This is a genomic window from Nocardia sp. NPDC004711 (genome assembly GCF_053601595.1).
The window spans coordinates 114,404-133,662 of sequence record NZ_JBSGCB010000010.1; the positions used below are offsets into that span (position 1 = coordinate 114,404).

The window sequence follows — 19,259 nt, forward strand, 5'->3', positions numbered from 1 at the left end:
TCCATGATCACTCCTCCGAGTCCGGGAACTCGGGGCGGGGGGCGTCGAGCGCGTCCTGCACGGCGGCCACGATGCCGGCGCCGAGCTCCCGCACGTCGGGCGTAATCTCTTCCAGCGGATCGGATTTGCGCTTGCGCTGCTGCGGCACCGGGTCGCCGGGCGACCACACCGGCAGCTCATCGGCCTCGACCAGGGTCCATTCCTCGTGCCACGGCACCTGCCACACCTGACCCGCCAGCGAACCGACCACATCGCGGTAGCGGCGGATCTCGGCGGGCAGCCGGCCCGGCCGCGCGGCCACGGTGATCAGGCCCAGCACCTCACACGGACCGGCCAGCCCGGCGTGATGCTGGCGCAGCAGATCGTGGGCGCGGGTGAGCCCGGCGATGGTCTCGCGCGCCACCAGCACCACGAACGGGGACTCCCGGTCGAACACGCCCGGCCAGCGCCGATACGAATCCGCCGCCGGCGCAAGCACATGCGAGAGCGTCGTCGCGCCCGCGCCCCCGTGCACGCCGAGCAGCCACACCAGGGGCGCTCGGCCATCGCCGGGTACGGGTCGGTCCCAGATCGGTGCGCGGCGGGATTCCGGCGGCGGCACCACACCGGCCGCCAGCGCGGCCTCGGAGGCGGATCGGCGTTCCTTCATGGCTGCGGTCATGATGCCACTCCAGCAAGCAGGCGGCGATACGCGCGGCGTGTCTCTGCGGCCAGGTTGCTGTGCCGCACCAACTCTCCGCGTGCGAGGTGTGCGTCATAGGGTATCTCGACGACCTCACGGACCCAGCCGTCCAGATGTTCTCGCAAATGCTCAGCGATCCGAGAATCACTGCCCGGCAACTGATGTGACACGACAATGGTGGTGTCGCCGACAATGCCGTCACCCTGACCCTCGCCCTGCCCGCCGAACTGATCGTCGAGCCACTCCAGCGTCACGCGCAAGCGGTTGGCCGCATCCACGCGCGCCGGAATCGACAGCACCAGAGCGATATCGGCGTCCTCGAGCAGCGGGCGCAGATGCCGGCTCACGATCGGATTGCCGCCGTCGTAAACCGGGGTGTACCCGGTCTCGCCGAGCGCGCGGGCGACGGTCAGGTAGGTGGCGCGCCGGCGCAGCGGGGCGGGATCGCGCCACAGCAGGCCGATGCCGGAGGTGGCGCGGGAGAGACATTCCTTGAGCGGCGCGGCCTCGTCGTCGCCGCGGCCGTAGAGCCAGGCCTGCAGACTGATCGGGCTCAGGTGCTCGTCAGCGCCCCGCAACGCGAGATCGCTGCCCGCGAAAGTGCCGTCCACAGCGACGGTTTCGGCGCCGGCGGCGCTCATCTCCCCCGCGATGCCGAGCGTTGTCGTGGTGGTGCCCGCGCCGCCGCAACCACCCACCACCAGAATCGGGCGCGGCGCGGGACCGGCCTCGCCGGAGTCGCCGCGGCGCTTGCGCAAGCGCATCACCGGAGCCTTGGAACGCGCGGCACGGCCCGTCGATTCGCCCTCTTCGGGTTTCTCGTCGAGCCAGCGGCTCCAGTCCTGATCCATTGTCTCCGCTCTCCTCTTATCCGGCCGGAATGCCCGCGGCGGGTCCATGGTCGCCGATGATCGCGGGGGCCGTCATTTCGTTGTACGCCGCCACGACGGCGATCGGGCCGGAACGGGGTCCCGCCTCGGGTGTGCCGATGGATTGCGCAGTGCCGCTGTGGGAATTCAGCACATATAGAGCAACTCCACCGGCAATGGCTAGCAAAACAATGGCAACGATCAGGAACGCGACGGCGAAAAACCGCCGCCCCGTGCTGCGCCCGCTCGGCACGGCCGCGCGGTCGGCGACCGCGTCGAGCAGTTGCGAGGCCCTGTCGACCGCTCTCTGGGCGCGCTCGCCCGTCGATGCCACACCGGCTTCGCCACTCCCCGTGGGGAATTCGACGACAGTGCTGCCGCGGTAGCGCAGCGGCGGTGCGTAGGAGGCGCTCTCGCCGGAGTCGCTCATCCAGTCCGACCAGGCCCCGTCGAAGTGGTTGCGCCGCAGCACCGATTCGGGCACCGGCGGAATCTCGAGCTCGGGTTCGTCGTGGATGTAGTGCGGGTAGCGGGCCGGGCCCTGCTCGTCGGCGAACGCCGAGTCGGCGTCGGGCCGTTCGGGGGCCGGAGCCTGTGCGTCGAGTTCCAGGGCGGGGTACCAGCGCGACACTTTTTTGTACGACTTCAACATTCCCGCTGCGGGCACGTCGCTCGGCATCGTCTGACCCTCTCGGCGGTCGGTCGTGGCTGACGGTGTGTTGTCGTCGGTGATCGTCGGTACTGTGCAGCCCGCCGTCGTCGCGTCGCCACGGGCGTCGCGCACGAAACGGTCCCGATCGGAAATTCTCTCGCATGAACAGGATTCCAACGACTCGACGCGCCGGACGACACTCCGTTCAATCCGCGCGCGCGTGCGAGTAGCAGGGTTCGCGACATCGTGTGAACGCCACGCCGACGGGGCGGTCTTCCCTGTGGACGACGCAGAATCTACATTAACAAGACCAAGAATTTTGGAGGTTTTGTGAAGACAGCAGACATTGCCGCGGTTGTGACCGGTGGCGCGTCGGGACTCGGACTGGCCACCGTGCGGGAACTGCACGCGGCCGGCGCGAAGGTCGTTATCCTCGATCTTCCCTCGTCCGACGGCAAGGCCATCGCCGAGGAACTCGGTGAGCGCGTGGTGTTCTCGCCCGGTGACGTGACCAGCGAAGCGGATGTGACCGCCGCGCTGGACGCCGCCCAGGAGCTCGGCACGCTGCGAATCGCGGTGAACTGCGCGGGAATCGGCAATGCCATCAAGACGGTCGGCAAGCAGGGCGCGTTCCCGCTGGAGTCCTTCTCCAAGATCATCAACGTTAACCTGATCGGAACGTTCAACGTCATCCGCCTGGCCGCCGAGCGCATCTCGGCGGTCGAGGAGGCCGACGGCGAGCGCGGCGTCATCGTCAACACCGCGTCGGTCGCCGCCTACGACGGCCAGATCGGCCAGGCCGCGTACTCCGCCTCCAAGGGTGGCATCGTGGGCCTGACCCTGCCGGTCGCCCGCGACCTGGCCTCGTACAAGATCCGCGTGATGACCATCGCGCCGGGCCTGTTCCACACGCCGCTGTTCGCGACCCTGCCGCAGCAGGCCATCGACGCCCTCGGCGCGCAGGTGCCGCACCCGTCGCGCCTGGGCGACCCGGCCGAGTACGCGGCGCTGGTCCGCCACATCGTGGAGAACCCGATGCTCAACGGTGAGGTCATCCGCCTCGACGGCGCGATCCGCATGGCCCCGCGGTAATCAGCAGGGCCACACGGTGATCACCGCGGCGATCACCTGGTGACGGCACCGGCGCGGGCACTCGCCCGCCCGGTGCCGTCGCCGTTTCCGCGCAGCGCGAGCAGCTGCCGGGTGTGGCCGGGGATTTCGACATCGATCAGGCCGATGAACAGATTCCGCAGGGGCATGGCCTGATCCAGCAGTAGTGCGCCCGCGGACAGCAGGCGGGTCGGCACCGGGCTGTCCAGTTCCGCGTCGCTGAGCGCGGGCCCGCCGAAACCGCACAGCATCTCGGCCTGGCGGCGCAGGCGTTCGCGCAGGCCGGGAAAACCGCCCGCGAGATCGACGACGCGATCGATGGTCCAGGTGTCGAGGGCGAGGCGATTGTCGTAGGTGGCGTGCTCCCCTGCCGCCACCGCCGACGCGGCGGCCATGGTGGCGGCGGTGACAAGGGAGACGTGGGCCAGGATCCGCTCGGCGCTCCACTCCCCCGGCGGAGGCGGCAGCGGCGGGCCCGAATCCGCCACGGCGGCAGCGGCTTCCAGCAGGGTGTCGTAGACCTCGCGCAGCGCGGTGGCGTCGAACATCAGGCGTGGGCCTGCGACATTTCCCAGGGCGCCTGCGGCAGTACGGCACCGGTCTCCAGCAGCGACTTGAGGTTGGCCAGCACGGCGGGCCAGCCGCTCGAAATGCCCTGTAGCATTTCCTGATTCGGCAGGTTCTCGTGGGTGACGGTGAGCCGGACGATGTCCTGGTGGGACTCGATGAGGAAGGTCACCACCGACGGGGCGCGGTCCGCTCCGATCGAATCCTCGAAGGTGAGGACGAGGCGGCGGGGCTCGTCGACCTCGAGGACCTTGCCGACGACATCGATCTTGTCCGAGCCGTCGACGCGGCGGTGCTCCCATTCCGAACCGGGCTGCCAGTCGGACACATTCGCGTGCCCCCAGTACTGCGCGGTCAGGTCGGCGTCGGTGAGGGCCTTCCACACCTGCTCGGCGCTGGCGTGGATGTAGGTGACGTAGACGTAGTTCGGCACGGTGGCGGTCATGGCGTACTCCTCTGCCTGGTTTTTGACGGCGCGCAGGACATCCAGCCGGGGGCGATCGAAGACGGAGATCCAGCGCTGTTCGATGTCGTGAATCGGGGTCGGATTTATGTAGTGCACCCGTTCGCGACCGCGCCGCAGCACGGTGACGAGGCCGGCCCGCTCCAGGATGTCGAGGTGCTGGGTCACCGACTGGCGGGCCATCTCGACCCGTTCGCACAGCTCGCGCAGGGTCTGGCCATTGTTCTCCCGCAGCCGGTCCAGCAGCAGGCGGCGGGTGGAGTCGGCCAGGGCCTTGAAGACCGCGTCCATCTCGGGTTCGGGTTGCACAGGAAAATTATGCAGGCATTTACCTGCATAAGTCAACGCCCTACCGCCGCACCCGGCCGGACGGGCGGCCCGGCACCCCGTCTTACGTGGGAATTTCGTTCTCGGACATGACAATCCGCGCATTCACCGTCAAGATGTTGAACGGCCCTCGGCCAGAACTGACATCGTTGTCTCAGCAGCGCCCGGTGTTTCGCGGCGCGGACAGGAGCGCCCGTGGCGACGCCGCAGACCTCGGACCTCGTCTCATCGGTGATCGTGGAGACGATCCGGCCGGCGCGCATCGGGACCAGGCTCGCCCATCCGATGCTGCGCACCACCGTGCAGCAGTTCCTGCGCGCCGGAGCCTGGGTCGCCGACCTCGGCCCGCGCCCCGCGCACCTGGTGTTCCGGATGACGCGACTGTCCGAGCAGCCCGCCCGGGTGCTCGGCACCCCGCGCGGCACCCGCCGCGAACCGGTGCGGTTCGAGCACTGCGACGCCGAATGGCTGTGGAGCGCACCGGTTCCCGATCCGCGGGTGGACCGCGACGCCGCGATCCTGTACCTGCACGGCGGCGCGTTCATCGCGGGCGGGCTCAACAGCTACCGCCGCCACACCGCCCGCCTGGCCGCGCTGAGCGAGCTGCCGGTGCTGACCGTCGACTATCGGCAGCTGCCCGACGCCCACCCCAACGAGAGCCTCGACGACGCGCTCACCGCCTACCGGCACCTGCTGGCCGAGGGGTTCCCGCCCGGGAAGATCGTCGTCGCGGGCGATTCCGCGGGCGGCGGACTGGCGCTGCGGCTGGCGCTGACACTGCGCGAGCTGGGTCTGCCACTGCCCGTGGCACTGTCGGTGACCTCGCCGTGGGCGGATTTCGACTCCGCCGCCCGCCTCGCGCACCCCAATGCCCGCTACGACGCGGTGCTGCCCGCGGTCGGCCCCGACATGGTGGTGCGCCGCGGTATCGCCGTGGACGGCGAGCTGGATCCGAGCTGGTCGGTGGTGAACCACGACTTCACCGGTCTGCCGCCGATTCTGCTGCAGGTCGGCTCCCGCGAGATGCTGCTCGCCGACGCGCTGGCGGTGGCGAAACGCGCCGAGGCGGCGGGTGTCCCGCTGCGCCTGCAGGTGCGGCCGAGCGCCCCGCACACCCTCATCCACCTGGGCGCGGACCTGCTCGCGGACGGCCGGGACGCCGCCCGCGACGCGGCCGATTTCCACCGTGCGATGATCGATCCAGGTCGCCTCGGCCGCAGCGCCGCCTGATCCGCACCGGCGGTCCCGACCCTCCGATCCGAGAGGCTCCGATGTCCCAGCCCGCCAATGCTTCTCAGTCCGCCCATGCTTCTCAGCCCGCGATCCTCGTCACCGGGGCGGCCGCCGGTATCGGCCGCGCCATCGCCGCGCGATTCGCCCGGGAGGGCTGGACCGTCGGCCTGTACGACATCGACGCCGACGCGGTCGCCCGCACCGCCGCCGAGATCGGCGGCCGGACCGTGACGGGGGCCTTCGATGTCACCGACCCGGCGGGCTGGGATCGGGCCCTGAAGGACTTCGACGACGCGACCGGCCGGCTGGACCTGCTGGTCAACAATGCGGGCATTCTGGTCTCCGGGCCCTTCGGCGAGATCCCGGTGGAACGCCAGCACCGTCTCGTGGACGTGAACGTCAAGGGCGTCCTCAACGGCTGTCACGCCGCCCTCCCCTACCTGCGCCGCACCTCCGGCAGCCGGGTCATCAACCTGGCCTCGGCCTCGGCACTCTACGGTCAGCCCGGCCTGGCGACCTACGGCGCGACCAAGGCCGCGGTGCGCAGCCTGACCGAGGCCCTCGACCTCGAATGGCGGCACTACGGCATCACGGTCAGCGACCTGCTGCCCCTGTTCGTCGCGACCGACATGATGACCGAGGTGAGCCGCGGCTCGAAATCCGCGACCACGCTGGGCGTCCACCTCACCCCCGACGATGTCGCGGAAGCGGTGTGGCACACCGCGATCGGACGCCGCCCGCTGTCCGGGCCGCACGTCCTGGTCGGCCTGCAGACCAAACTCACCGGCCTCGCCACCCGCCTGTCCCCACCCTTCCTGACCCGGGCGGTGGTGGGCTGGATCAGCAAGGCCGATTCGCTGCGGTAGTGCCTCGCTGCGGGCGCGCTCAGAGGCGCGGGCGGCGTGCGCATCACCTGACCGGCAGTGCGGGCGCGATGTCCGACTCCGGCGTGCCCGGCTGCGCGGCGGTCCGCGCGGGCGGTGTGGCGCGCATCGGCCGGGCCGCCACCGCCCTCGCCAGGATCGACGCCAGGCCCAGGTAGCCGCGCAGCGCGGGGATCGAAAGTGCCAGGGAGACTACGGTTTGCGTGGTTCCGGCCGGGAGCGGGCGACCGGCGAATCGATCGGCGAGCCAGTTCTCGCACAGGGGCGCGGCCAGCAGTCCCAGGATGGCGTGACCGCCCAGCACATCGCGCAGATAGCGGACCGAGGCGCCCTCGGCCCGGTAGCGATCGACCAGCCGATCCACATTGCCGCACGCAATGACCAGATCGTGCACGCCCTGCACCACGAGCACCGGGAACCGCGGCGCTCGCGCACCCGGTTCGACATCGGCCAGGACGGCCCGCACCTGCGGCAGGGTCCGCAGCGTGGCCAGGCCCGAACCGTCGCGATCCTGGAGCCGGGACCGGCCGCTGCGCAGCAGGAGTGGAATCGTGGCGCTGGTTTCGGCGCGGTCGAGCAGGTCGAGGGACGCGGCGTCGAGGTGCTCGCGCAGGGTGCGGTCCAGGGCCGGGTAGGTGCGGCGCAGTCCGGCCAGGCACAAGGTGGCCAGCCCGGCGAAGGCCGAGCCGTTGAGCCGGAAGAAGGTCGATTCGAGGTCCCCCACCGGCGAACCCAGCACCGCGGCAAGGATATTCAGCTCCGGGGCATAGCTCGCCGCGAGCTCGGCGGCCCATACCGTGGCCAGGCCGCCGCCCGAGTACCCCCACAACGCCACCGGCGAATCACCGGGCCGCGCCAGAAAATTCAGGGTGGCGCGCAGGCCGTCCAGGGTGCGGTGACCGGGCTCGCGCGGGGCCCCGAACCGCCCCGCGGTCCCGGTGTGGTCGGGCACCGACACCACCCAGCCGCGGGTCAGGGCGTGCTCGATGAGCAGCAGCTCGAACTGCGGAACCGAGCCCAGCGCCCGCGCACCGCGACGGAACGCGTACGACGGCAGGCACTTCGAGGCAACGGCGTCGATGACGCACTGGAAGGAGACGAGCGGCCGGTCGGCGGCCGGGTCCGCACCGGACGGCAGCAGCACCGTGGCGACCGCCGCCTCGGCGCGGCCGTGCAGGTCGGTGCTGCGGTACAGCAGCTGGGAGGCCGTGACGCGTTGCGGAATGCGGCCCAGCAGAGCGAGTTCCACCGGACGCGAACGCAGGACGGCCCCGGGCGCGACCCGGTCGAGTCCGCGCGGACGCCGGTAGAACGGGTCGTGCTCGGGCAGCAGCGGTTGCGGATGGTCGTCCCGCGGCGGCTGCGGCGCCCCGGTTGGATACGCGATCATGCCAATCCCCTTTCGGCCGACGGTTATCCGGTAGCGGTCCGCGCGCTCGTCTCGGTCCGGGACGCCAGCGCGAACCGCAGTTCGCTGCGGCGGGCGACCGCGAGTTTGCGGTACACCCGCGTCAGGTGCTGCTCCACCGTACTGGTGGTGATGTTCAGGGCCTCGGCGATATCGCGATTGCGCTGACCGAGCGCGGCCAGTTCGGCCACCCGCCGCTCGGCCGGGCTCAAGGCGTCGAAACCGGTGTCGACCAGGGTTTCTCGCGCGGCCGGCACCGGGTCGACCTGCAGCCGCGCCAGGAGCGGTTCGGCCCCGCAGATCTCGGCGAGTCGCGCCGCCTCCCGCAGCGGGGGCCGGGCCCGGTCCGACTCCCCCAGCGCCCGGTAGGCGTTCCCGAGATCGGCTAGCACCGTGGCCAATTCGAGTTCGTCGCCACCCGAGCGGGCCAGCGCCGCCGAGCGGCGCAGCAGCGTCACCCGCCGCAGCGGATCGCTGGTCGCGGCGAGCAGGCGCAGCGACACCCCGCCGGTGTGGTGCTGCTCGGCTCCGCCGATCAGGTCGAGGTGCCGGGTCACCAGATTCCGCACCTGCCGCTGCTGCCCGGATACCAGGCCGGCCGCGGCCAGGTCATTGCGCCACGGCGCCAGCCAGGCGAAGTCCATGTCCCACTCGTCCATCAGCCGCCCGCACCGGCGGAAGTGCCGCAGCGCCTCCTCGGGCCTGCCGGTGGCCAGGCAGTGCTCGCCGCAGGCACGCAGATAGCCCAGCGCGAAACGGGATTCGAACATGGCGCGCGGCATCGGCCGCTCCAGCTGCGCGGCGGCCTCGGCGTGCCTGCCCTGTGCGGTGAGCGCGCGCACCAGCACCGCGACCGCCCGGCCCAGCCACACCCCGAGCTGTTCGGCGGGCAGCAGATTGAGTGCCGCCAGGGCGTGCCCGGCCGCCTCGACCGGATTTCCCTTGCGCAGCAGCGTCTCCGCGCGCGCCGAGGCGAACAGCGCCTGCCAGGTCGGGGCGCGGCGCGCGGTGGCCTCGGCCAGCAGGGCGGTACACCAGGCGTCGGCCGCGTCGAGGCGATCGGTGTGCAGCAGGCAGTCGACCGCCGCCACCAGCACCTCGACGGTGGCGGGGGTCAGCCGGTGGTGTGCCAGGATGCGCTGGGCCGCGGCGGCGGTCTCGGCGGGCGAGCGCTGCTCCCACAGTCCCGCCAGCAGTGCGGCGGCCTGCCGGTGGGGTGAATCCCGGTCCGGCGACGGCGATTCCGGGCCGGAGCGGGCGCGGGCCGGCCACGGATGCCGTTGCGCCTGCACCGGATGCGTGTAGCGCAGCCACGCCCCGACGAATTCGAGCCGATCGGCCGCCGCCGCGTCCGTGCTGCGACGCAGCTGAACCAGCGCGTGATCGGCGTGCAGGACATGACCGTGCCACAGCATCTGCAGCACGGTCATGGGCAGCTCCGGATACGGCACCCGCCCGGTGCGCAGGGCCGCCTTGAGCCGGCCGAAATTGCGGGTGCGGCACGACGGGTTGATCCGCCACTCCACCGCCACCAGCCGGGTCGCGATGGCGGCCCGCTCGTCGGCGCGTCTGCTGGCCCGATAGGCCAGCTCCAGATAGGTTCCGGCGCTGTCCAATTCATCGGCGTCGAAGGCGCGGTCGGCGACCTCCAGGAGCACCTGCGCCGCCCACGAGCCGCGGGCGTCGCCCGCCTCGACCAGGTGCCGGGCCACCGTCGCCGCGGGCAGGCCCTCCCGGAAGAGCAGTTCGGCGGCCCCGGTGTGCAGGGCGCGCCGATCCTCGTCGGGCAGGTCCCGCAGCACCGGGGCCGCCAGCTCCGGGTGCGGGCGGCACTCCCCCACGATCAGCCCGGCCGCCGCCAATTCCGCGACCACCGCCCGGATCTCGTCGAGTTCCGTGTCCAACAGCGCCGCGACCCGGCCCACCCCCGCGGCGGTCCCCAGCACCGCCACCGCGCGCGCGACCCGCAGCCGCTCCGCGTCCGCCGCGCTCACCTGGGTGGCGACCGCCCAGCTCGTCCTGGCGCCGGCCCCCACCGGCATATCCCCTCGGTCCCGAGCGACCGACCATGCCATCTGACGTCCCTTTCACCGATCGGGATGCGCCCGACTGACAGGCGTGGCACGGCGAGCTTCGGTGTGCTGGAGCGGCATCATTGCAGCGAGGGCGCGTGGGCGCCCAGGATCAGCCGGGGCACAACGGTTTCGAAATGTACTGCCAAACAGTGTATTTCACATCCGCCTAAGAGGTGGTGACGAGCGCGTGCGGGCGATAGACCAGGGCGGCCGCCGACGTGTCGTCCACCGCCAGGAACACCACCGCGCGCGCCTCGTCGAGCATGCCCTGGGTGGCCGCGCTCAGATACGCGTGCACCGGGCCCGCGGAATACGGGTCGCCGACGAAGGGGTCGATTCCGGCGACCGCGGCCGAGGGCACCCCGATCCGGTAGGCCACCCGCTCGCGGAAGCCGGGGGCGGGGGCCGGGGCCAGCAGTACCGCGCCGCCGGTGGCGAAGTCACCGGGCTCCAGTCCTTCACCGGCCAGGCATTCGCGCAGCGCGGCCTCGGCCAGCGCGAGCGGGTCCCCGGTCTCGGTGCGCACGGTCAGCGCGGTGCGGCCGCCGGTGCCGGCCGTATCCAGGTCGGCCCACGCGGTCGGGGCGAGCGCGCCCGGGGTCTCGGTGGTGTAGATGCGGCCGAAACCGCCCGCGCTGTCGGAAGAATGCAGCAGGATGGCCGCACCGCTGGCGGCGTACGGGAAGTCCTCGCGATCACGCTCGGTGGACGGGTGGGTGTCGCCGGCCACGATGAGCGCGTACTCGACATCGCCGAGACCGGTGAAGCACTGCGCGGCCATGAGCGCGTGCACCACCCCGGTGCCGCCGTTGAGCAGGTCGAAGGAGAACGCGGGTACCCGCCCGGTCGCGTACTCCAGGCCCACCTCGAGGCGCTTCTGGATCAGCGCGGCCACCGCGGGTTCGGCGATATTGCTGTCCCGGAACACCCCGGCATTGACCACCAGGCCGACCCGGTCGGCGGAGACCTCCGCCGCCGCCAGCGCCTGCGCGCCGGCGCGGGCGGCCAGCTCGAAGTAGCTGCCGGTGTCGGCGTCGGTGCAGACGGCCGCGGAAACGATTGCGGTGCTCATGGATTCAGGCCTCCAGCCGGGAGATGGTCGCGGCGAGGTGCCCGGAGACCACGCCGGACGCCTCGGGGATCAGCAGCACCTTGGAGCCGCGCGGAATCCGGCCCTGTGCCAGGTGTTCGCGCAGCACCAGGAAGTGCGAGGTGGACGCGGTGTTGCCGTATTCGGCGTAGACATTGAGCGCCTGCGGCATCGGGGTGTCGAAGTGCCGCTCGGTCAGCGAGCTGATGTAGTCGATGGCCGGGCCGCTGAACTGGTGGTGGATCCAGTAGTCGTACTTCTCGCTCTCCCAGGCCCGGCCGGTCTCCAGCAGGAAGTCGGCCATGCGCGAAATGCCCTGCAGGAAGCGGGATTCGCTGGCCAGCGCGCGGTTGTCGGTGTACATGGCGATGCCGGTGGTCTTGTCGCTGGGCATGCCGATGCAGTGCTCGGCGCCGGCCGAGGTGGTCATGAGCTCGATGTAGTGGATCTCGTCCGCGTCGTCGCCCTGGTCGTCGACCACCACGGCCACGGCCGCGTCGCCCACGGTCAGGGCGGCGAACTGCGGGTCGTAGGGCTGGGAGATCTCGCGGGTGGCGGTCTCGGCGATGGGGGTGATCTGCTCGCCGCTGACCACCAGGCCGCGGCGCACCACACCGGACTTGATCATGCGGTCCAGCACCAGCACGCCTGTGATCATGCCCGCGCAGGCATTGGACAGGTCGAAGTGCAGCGCCCCGCCCGCGCCGATGGCCGCACCCAGCTGGGCGGCGAAAGACGGTGCGAAACAGTACTGCCCGGGCCCGGTGAAGCGGGTGATCGACACCGAGATGATGACGTCCAGGTCCGCGGCGTCGTAGCCGGAGCGGGCCAGGCAGTCCTCGATGGCGTGGCGCGCCAGCGCGAACGACGATTCGTAATTCTCCGGATCACTATTGTGCACGCGCCGGTTCTTGATTCCGGTAATTCGTTCCAGGTCCAATGCCCTGGGTACCGAAAGGCTGTTGATCACGTCCTCGGTGGAACGGATGGTCGTGGGTGTGTACGCACCGATCGATTCGAAGCGTGTACGCATGTGGCCCCCTGCTCTCTGGACTGAGCGTGTCCGGTCGAATGTGGCTGCGGCGGCCGCAATTCGGTGTCCCCCGAGCCGGCCCCGCTGATAATCCCGTAGCCCCGATGCCAAGTGAAACGCTACCGTACCCACCGGTAGACGAGTGTCCCACGCGCCTCACCAATCACAGTGCGCTCGAGCGATTTTCACGGCGTAACCGCTGGAAGGAAGTGGTGCGCACGGCGATCGGCGAATGGTCGCCGTGTCACCCCGTAGGGGTGGAATAGGGGGTTGCGAAGAACCGGTGTCGGTACCCGGGGACACACTAAAACTGTTGTATATCAAACGAATACGGAGCGCCACGTCTAGCGGTCCGACATCACCCCGTGTAGCCTCACCGATACATTCCTCGCATTCCTCGACAATTCACTGGGGGAAGTGTGTCGCATTCCTTGCCCACCATTTATTGGCGCGCTCTCGATCGTTTCAGCGATATCGTCGCCGCCCATCCCGAACGGGAGGCGGTGATCTATGCCGACGGCAGGAATCGGGACGGCCTGCCCGATTACCGTCACCTCACCTACGCCGAACTCGACGCGTGGTCGGACACCATTGCCGAGCGGTTCGCCGAGGCCGGCGTCACCCGCGGCGTGCGCACCATCGTGCTGGTGCGGCCGGGACCCGAGCTGTACGCCGTCCTCTACGGGCTGTTCAAGATCGGCGCGGTGCCGGTGGTGATCGACCCGGGCATGGGCATGTTCAAGATGCTCCGCTGCCTGCAAGCCGCCGACGCCGAAGCCTTCGTGGGCGTCACCGAGGCGCAGGCACTGCGCATCGTGTTCCGCGCCTACTTCCGCAAGGTGCGGATGGCGGTCACGGTCGGGCGCTCGTGGTGGCAGGGGCCCACCCTCGAAAGCTGGGGCCGCACACCGGCTTCCGCGCTGCCCGAACGCGAGCCCGCGCCCGATGACGAACCGCTGCTCATCGCGTACACCACCGGCAGCACCGGGCCTGCCAAGGCGGTGGTGCTCACCCACGGCAATCTCAGCGCCATGATCGACCAGGTGGACGCCGCGCGCGAGCACGTCGCGCCGGGCACCTCGCTCATCACCGCGCCGGTGGCGGGCATCCTGGAGCTGCTGCTCGGATCCCGGTGCGTGCTACCGCCGCTGATTCCCTCCAAGGTCGGGGCGACCGATCCGGCGCACGTGGTCGACGCGGTGCAGCGGTACCAGGTGAAGACCATGTTCGCCTCCCCCGCCGTGCTGATCCCGCTGCTGCGGCACATCGAGCAGACCGGGGCGGCGCTGCCGAGCATCCAGAGCATCTACTCCGGCGGAGCGCCCGTCCCGGACTGGTGCATCGCGGCGCTGCGGCAGGTGCTGCCCGAGCCGGCGAAGGTGTACTCCGGCTACGGCGCGACCGAGGCGCTGCCCATGGCGACCATCGAATCCCGTGAGCTGCTGGGCGATCTGGTGGAGCAGGCGCACACCGGGTACGGGGTGTGCGTGGGCACGCCCGCGCTCCACGTGCAGGCGCGCATCATCGCCATCACCGACGATCCGCTGCCGGACTGGGCGGAGGCGGAGGCGCGGGCAGCCGATCTGGCGGCGTCGCGCGGGATCGGTGAGCTGGTGGTGTCGGGGCCGAATGTCAGCCCCCGCTACTTCTGGCCGCAGGCGGCCAACCGGACCGGCAAGATCGCCGACGGCGAGGTGATCTGGCACCGCACCGGAGACCTGGCCTGGATCGACGATGCCGGGCGAATCCGCTTCTGCGGGCGCAAGAGTCAACGGCTGGAGACGGCGAGCGGGCCGATGTTCACCGTGCAGGTCGAGCAGGTGTTCAACACCGTCGAGGGCGTGGCCCGCACCGCGCTGGTGGGCGTGGGTGCGCGCGGGGACCAGCAGCCGGTGCTGTGCGTGGAGCTGGCGCCCGGAGCCAACCGGGCCGCGGTCGAGGACCGATTGCGCGGGCGGCGCGACGAATTCGACATCACCAAGCCGGTGGCGGAGTTCCTGTTCCATCCGCGGTTCCCGGTCGACATCCGCCACAATGCCAAGATCGGCCGCGAGAAGCTGGCGGTCTGGGCGGCCAAACAGCTCGACGGTTAGGGCCACAGCATGAGAAGCCCGGCGCCGCAGGTGGTTCCGCTGGTCACGCGGTTGTACTTCCTGGCCGGAATCGCCGCCCGGTTGTATCTGGTGGCCGGACTGATCGCCGCGGTGGCCGGGCGTGCCCCGTCGAATCCGGCGCTGCGGCTGCTGTGGTGGGCCGGCGCCGCACTGTGCGCCGCGGATCCGGCCACCCGCATACCGGTCAGCATGGCCGCCGACGAACTGGCCAGCCGGATCGGCTGGGACACCGCGGCGCTGACGCCGCTCCTCGGCCGCGCCCGGCGACGCGACCACACACTTCTGGAGGCATCGTGAAAGCAGCAGCATCGTGAAGGCATTGGTGACGGGGGCCTCCGGCTTCCTGGGCGGCGCGCTCACGCGCCGGCTGGTGCGCGACGGGGACCACGAGGTGGCGATTCTGGTGCGGCGCACCAGCAATCTGCGGGACCTGGCCCCGGTGCTCGACCGGGTGCAGCGGGTGGTGGGCGATCTCGGCGACCCCGACTCGCTGGAACGCGCCGTCGCCGGGGTCGATGTCGTGTTCCACAGCGCCGCCCGCGTGGACGAGCGCGGCACCCGCGCCCGCTTCTGGACCGAGAACGTCGCCGCCACCGCGCGATTGCTGGCCGCTGCCCGGGCGGCGGGCGCGCAGCGGTTCGTGTTCATCTCGAGTCCGAGCGCGCTCATGGACCGTGACGGCGGCGACCAGATCGATATCGACGAGTCGGTTCCGTATCCCCGCCGCTACCTCAACCACTACTGCGAGACCAAGGCCGCCGCCGAACGCCTGGTGCTGAAGGCGAATACGCCCGGATTCATCACCTGCGCGCTGCGGCCGCGGGCCATCTGGGGTGCGGGCGATCGATCCGGTCCCATTGTGCGGCTGCTCGAACGGGCGGCGGCCGGGACCCTGCCGGATCTGTCGGCCGGGCGCGAGGTATACGCCTCGCTGTGCCATGTCGACAATATCGCCGAGGCCGCGGTCAGGGCCGCTGCCAGCGAGAATGTCGGCGGCAAGCCGTATTTCATCGCCGATGCGGAGCGGACCGACGTGTGGGGGTTCCTCGGTGACGTCGCCGCGGACCTCGGTTATCCGCGGCCCGGCCGCAGGCTCGATCCGCGCGTGGTGGCGCTGGTGGTGTCGGTGATCGAAAACCTCAGGCGGGTACCGTATCTCGCCGAACACTGGACGCCGCCGCTGTCGCGGTACTCGGTGGCGGTGATGACCCGCTCGGGCACCTACGACACCTCCGCGGCCACCCGTGATTTCGGATACCGGCCCGTCATGGACCGCGACACCGGCATGACCGAACTGAAATCCTGGATCCGCAGCGGGGAGGTGATCGCCGGATCCACCCGCTGACCAGCGCTCGGACGCTCCCCGCAAAACTTGTGTTACGCGCGGTACCGGCTAACATGGCTGGTACCGCGCGAGGGTGAGTCGGTGCTGACGGCCCTCGAGGCCGCAGACGCAGTGCAGCACCGCTACTCAATGAGGAGAGCGCCCGATGCCGGAGTTCGACTATCACGGCGTATCCGTCGCCTACGATCGCGCCGGGTCCGGGGATCCGATCCTGTTCCTGCACAATATCGGCGGTGACCGGCGCATCTGGGTGAACCAGACGCGCGCGCTGGCGGCCACCAACACCGTGTACGCGCTGGACCTGTTCGGCTACGGCGACTCCGACTCACCCGCGGACGGCTACACCGTCGACAACTACGTGCGCATGGTGTCGGAGTTCATCGACACCCACGGGCTCACCAATGTGACGATGGTCGGCAACTGCTTCGGCAGCGCGCTCTCCCTGCTGTACGCACGCCGCAACCCGCAGAATGTGCGTGCCCTGGTGCTGTGCAGCCCGCTGACCGCCGCCACCCTACGGCCCACACCCACCGGATGGACCGCGCGCGCGGCCGCCCAACTCCCGCTCGACTCGGTCGCGGGCGCGATCCGGCTGCCCGGTTTCGCCGCGAATCTCGTCGTCCGCGAACAGCTCGGCCCGCGCGGCCGCGGCATGGGCGCCTCCCCCTTCACCGGCCTGCGCCACCGCTGGAGCGAACCCCGCCGCCTGCTCCCACCCGCGGCCATCGCCCGCGACCTCCCGAAGCTGGCCGTCCTCGACGACTTCCGTCCCGCCCCCGGCTTCCCGCCCATCACCACCGTCTGGGGCGCCAAGAACCACATCCTCTCCGCCGCCGCCGGCGCCCGCCTCAATGCGACGCTGTGCCCGTCCGAATCCATCGAACTCCCCGACTGCGGCCACCTGGTCATGCTGGAACAACCCGAAACCGTCACGGCCGCAATCCGTTCCGCCACCCGCACCGCCCTGGCCGGCTGACCAGGGCCCCGCCTGGTACATCTCGGTCGGCGCGGAGAACTACCTGGAGGGCAATGTCGGCGCATACCACTATGTTTCGTTCGTGCCATCCATGCCCGACCTCGATCATCTCGACGCGGACTGCGTCACCAGCCCGGCTCGGTACTGGATCAGTGCCGGGCCGCTCATGCTCTACGACAACTCGCAGCGGTAACCACTGCCCGGTCTCGTCGGGAAATCCGGATCTGGTGGGACGCTTCGCAGGTCAGCCTGCCGCGCGATGCAGCAGGGCGGCCAGCTCGTGGAGTCGTGCGGTCAGTTCCGGGGGGTCGATGACGCGGAACTCGAAACCGAAGCCCGCAACGTAGATGGCGATGGCGTCGAGGGAATCGGCGCCGGTGTGCAGGATGCAGGTGTCCGGGTCGACGGCCTCGAGGACGCCGACGGTCGGGGCGATCAGCTCGGCGGCCCGTTCGGCGGAGGTCAGCAGGGTGATGCGGGCCTGATAGCGGTACGGCGCGGTGGTGACGCCGCGAGAGACCTGAGCGGCGGCGTCGGGGGCCTCGCGTGGTGTGAAGCGGGGGCCGGTGGGGATGCGCGGGGTGAGGCGGTCGACGCGGTAGGTGCGCCAGTCCTCGCGGTCCACGTCCCAGCCGGTCAGGTACCAGCGGCGGCCGATGTGCACCAGGCGGTGCGGTTCGGTTGTCCGGCGCGAGGATTCGCCCTCGTGGGTGCGGTAGTCGAATCGGAGGCGATGCTGGTCACGGATGGCCGCGGCGATGGCGGTCAGGGTGTCCGGGTCGACGCGCGGGCCGCCATCGGGGACGGCCACGGTCGCGGCCTGCAAGGCCGTCACCCGATGCCGTAGCCGCGAGGGCAGCACCTGCTCGAGTTTGGCCAGCGCCCGCAGCGAGCTCTCCTCGATGCCCGCGATCGTCCCGCCCGCCGCCGTGCGCAATCCCATGGCCACGGCGACTGCCTCGTCGTCGTCGAGCAGCAGCGGCGGCAACTGTGCGCCCGCGCCCAGCCGATATCCGGCCGCGCCGGCGGTGGCGTCGACCGGATAGCCGAGGGCGCGCAGCTTGTCGATGTCGCGGCGCACGGTGCGCACGTCGACCGCGAGCTGGGCGGCCAGTTCCGCGCCGCTCCACTCGCGCGGGGTCTGCAGCAGCGACAGCAGGCGCAGCAGCCGGGCGGAAGTTTCCAACATGAATTCGATTCTGCCGCACAGCTAGGGCAGAACCTGTCCTAACTTCCTTCTACCGTGGTTCTCATGAGCGAACAGATCACGCCCTTCCGCATCGACATCCCCGCCGAGCAGCTCGACGACCTGCGCCGGCGACTCGATGCCGCCCGTCTGCCCGCCCCGCTACCGGGCGACGACTGGGACACCGGCGTTCCGGTGCACTGGTTGCGCGCGCTGGTCGACCACTGGCGGACCGGATACGACTGGCGCGCTGCCGAGGCCGAGCTCAACCGGTATCCGCAATTCGTCACCGAGATCGAAGGGCAGCGCATCCACTTCCTGCACATCCGCTCCGCCGAACCGGGCGCGGTGCCGCTGCTGCTCACCCACGGCTGGCCCGGTTCGATCGCCGACTTCCTCGACGTCATCGGCCCCCTGAGCGATCCGCGCGCCCACGGCGGCGATCCGGCCGATGCCTTCCACCTGATCATTCCCTCGCTGCCCGGGTTCGGATTCTCGGGACCGGTCGGCGACTCCGGTTGGACCCGGGCCCGTATCGGCCGGGTCTGGGCGGAGCTGATGAACCGGCTCGGCTACGAGCGCTACGCCGTGCAGGGCGGCGACATCGGCGGCGCGGTCAGCCCCGAAGTGGCCCGCACGGCGCCGGATCGGGTAATCGGCGTGCACGTCAACGGCGGCCCGAACCTGCCGCCGCCCTCGGCCGCGGACGACATCGACGAACTCACCGAGCTCGAGCGGGACCGGGTGCGGCGCATCCAGGCGTTCATGCGAGAGGAGTTCGGGTACGTCGCGATTCAGTCCACCCGGCCCCAGGCCCTGGCATACGGACTGGTGGATTCGCCGGTGGGACAGCTGGCCTGGATCATGGACAAGTTCCGGGAGTGGACGCATCCGCGCGGCGTGGACCCGGACAAGATCATCGACCGCGATCGCCTGCTCACCACCGTCATGCTCTACTGGCTCACCGGCACCGCGGGTTCCGCGGCCTATGTCGGGTACGCCAACACCGGGGAGTGGGGTGTGCCCGGCGTGAATTCCGGTGTGCCGACCGCCGTCATCGCCTTCGCCCACGACGTCTGCATCCGCCGCTACTGCGAGCAGTCCAACACCATCACCCGCTGGGTCGACGTGGATCGCGGCGGGCACTTCGCGGCCATGGAGGAACCCGAGCTGCTGGTCGCCGACATCCGCGAGTTCTTCCGCGACCTGCGCTAGGTGTGCTCTCGCAGGAGCCGGTCTCCGTCA

General features: G+C 70.6%; 18 protein-coding genes. 8 read left to right on the forward strand and 10 right to left on the reverse strand.

The annotated features are described in order from the left end of the window. Window positions 1–7: 7 nt before the first annotated feature. Genes ACWEKS_RS12125 through ACWEKS_RS12135 form a run of 3 tightly spaced genes read right to left on the reverse strand, consistent with a single transcriptional unit; the run spans window position 8 to window position 2,230 of the window. Window positions 8–661, reverse strand: a complete 654-nt coding sequence (locus ACWEKS_RS12125; RefSeq protein ID WP_452340080.1) for a hypothetical protein — start codon at window positions 659–661, stop codon at window positions 8–10. After that, window positions 658–1,533, reverse strand: a complete 876-nt coding sequence (locus ACWEKS_RS12130) for a MinD/ParA family ATP-binding protein (RefSeq protein ID WP_452340081.1) — start codon at window positions 1,531–1,533, stop codon at window positions 658–660. Before ACWEKS_RS12130 ends, ACWEKS_RS12125 begins: the two co-directional genes overlap by 4 nt. Window positions 1,534–1,549: 16 nt before the next feature. After that, window positions 1,550–2,230: a hypothetical protein gene (locus ACWEKS_RS12135; RefSeq protein WP_452340082.1), complete on the reverse strand. Its 681-nt coding sequence runs from the start codon at window positions 2,228–2,230 to the stop codon at window positions 1,550–1,552. A gap of 303 nt (window positions 2,231–2,533) precedes the next feature. On the opposite strand from ACWEKS_RS12135, the gene ACWEKS_RS12140 reads away from it, so the two are divergent. Further along, entirely contained in the window at window positions 2,534–3,295 is a 762-nt protein-coding gene (locus ACWEKS_RS12140; protein ID WP_354837256.1) for a 3-hydroxyacyl-CoA dehydrogenase, read from the forward strand. 32 nt (window positions 3,296–3,327) lie between these two features. On the opposite strand, the gene ACWEKS_RS12145 is transcribed toward ACWEKS_RS12140, so the two are convergent. Together ACWEKS_RS12145 and ACWEKS_RS12150 are read right to left on the reverse strand one after the other, a co-directional pair. Next, a complete protein-coding gene (locus ACWEKS_RS12145; RefSeq protein WP_452340083.1) occupies window positions 3,328–3,861 on the reverse strand; it encodes a hypothetical protein in 534 nt (177 codons plus the stop codon). Further along, complete coding sequence (locus tag ACWEKS_RS12150; RefSeq protein ID WP_364613085.1) at window positions 3,861–4,634, reverse strand: ArsR/SmtB family transcription factor; 774 nt, start codon at window positions 4,632–4,634, stop codon at window positions 3,861–3,863. The genes ACWEKS_RS12145 and ACWEKS_RS12150 overlap by 1 nt, the downstream gene beginning before the upstream one ends. Before the next feature lie 231 nt (window positions 4,635–4,865). Between ACWEKS_RS12150 and ACWEKS_RS12155 the strand changes: the two genes are divergently transcribed. Then, window positions 4,866–5,900: an alpha/beta hydrolase gene (locus tag ACWEKS_RS12155; RefSeq protein WP_452340084.1), complete on the forward strand. Its 1,035-nt coding sequence runs from the start codon at window positions 4,866–4,868 to the stop codon at window positions 5,898–5,900. Between the two features lie 41 nt (window positions 5,901–5,941). Continuing rightward, a complete protein-coding gene (locus ACWEKS_RS12160) occupies window positions 5,942–6,769 on the forward strand; it encodes an SDR family oxidoreductase (protein WP_452340085.1) in 828 nt (275 codons plus the stop codon). 43 nt (window positions 6,770–6,812) lie between these two features. Here the strand turns inward: ACWEKS_RS12160 and ACWEKS_RS12165 are convergent, their stop codons facing one another. From ACWEKS_RS12165 to ACWEKS_RS12180, 4 genes are all read right to left on the reverse strand, one after another. Further along, window positions 6,813–8,177 carry a lipase family protein gene (locus tag ACWEKS_RS12165; RefSeq protein WP_452340086.1) on the reverse strand — a complete coding sequence of 455 codons (1,365 nt, stop codon included), beginning with the start codon at window positions 8,175–8,177 and terminating at the stop codon, window positions 6,813–6,815. A 23-nt stretch (window positions 8,178–8,200) separates the two neighbouring features. After that, a complete protein-coding gene (locus ACWEKS_RS12170; protein WP_452340087.1) occupies window positions 8,201–10,237 on the reverse strand; it encodes a LuxR C-terminal-related transcriptional regulator in 2,037 nt (678 codons plus the stop codon). Between the two features lie 199 nt (window positions 10,238–10,436). Further along, window positions 10,437–11,342, reverse strand: a complete 906-nt coding sequence (locus tag ACWEKS_RS12175) for a hypothetical protein (protein ID WP_452340088.1) — start codon at window positions 11,340–11,342, stop codon at window positions 10,437–10,439. Between the two features lie 4 nt (window positions 11,343–11,346). Continuing rightward, entirely contained in the window at window positions 11,347–12,393 is a 1,047-nt protein-coding gene (locus ACWEKS_RS12180; RefSeq protein ID WP_452340089.1) for a 3-oxoacyl-ACP synthase III family protein, read from the reverse strand. 431 nt (window positions 12,394–12,824) lie between these two features. Here ACWEKS_RS12180 and ACWEKS_RS12185 point away from each other — a divergent pair, with 431 nt between their 5' ends. From ACWEKS_RS12185 to ACWEKS_RS12200, 4 genes are all read left to right on the forward strand, one after another. Then, window positions 12,825–14,486, forward strand: coding sequence for a fatty acid CoA ligase family protein (locus tag ACWEKS_RS12185; protein ID WP_452340090.1), 1,662 nt, complete (start codon window positions 12,825–12,827; stop codon window positions 14,484–14,486). A gap of 9 nt (window positions 14,487–14,495) precedes the next feature. Further along, window positions 14,496–14,804, forward strand: a complete 309-nt coding sequence (locus ACWEKS_RS12190) for a hypothetical protein (protein WP_452340091.1) — start codon at window positions 14,496–14,498, stop codon at window positions 14,802–14,804. A 13-nt stretch (window positions 14,805–14,817) separates the two neighbouring features. Beyond that, on the forward strand, window positions 14,818–15,852 hold the full coding sequence (locus tag ACWEKS_RS12195; RefSeq protein ID WP_452340092.1) for an NAD-dependent epimerase/dehydratase family protein: 1,035 nt from the start codon (window positions 14,818–14,820) through the stop codon (window positions 15,850–15,852). Between the two features lie 145 nt (window positions 15,853–15,997). Continuing rightward, window positions 15,998–16,828, forward strand: coding sequence for an alpha/beta fold hydrolase (locus ACWEKS_RS12200; protein ID WP_452340093.1), 831 nt, complete (start codon window positions 15,998–16,000; stop codon window positions 16,826–16,828). 244 nt (window positions 16,829–17,072) lie between these two features. Here the strand turns inward: ACWEKS_RS12200 and ACWEKS_RS12205 are convergent, their stop codons facing one another. Beyond that, window positions 17,073–18,017: a helix-turn-helix transcriptional regulator gene (locus ACWEKS_RS12205; RefSeq protein WP_452340094.1), complete on the reverse strand. Its 945-nt coding sequence runs from the start codon at window positions 18,015–18,017 to the stop codon at window positions 17,073–17,075. A 63-nt stretch (window positions 18,018–18,080) separates the two neighbouring features. Between ACWEKS_RS12205 and ACWEKS_RS12210 the strand changes: the two genes are divergently transcribed. Then, window positions 18,081–19,229, forward strand: a complete 1,149-nt coding sequence (locus ACWEKS_RS12210; protein WP_452340095.1) for an epoxide hydrolase family protein — start codon at window positions 18,081–18,083, stop codon at window positions 19,227–19,229. The last annotated feature ends 30 nt before the right edge of the window (window positions 19,230–19,259 follow it).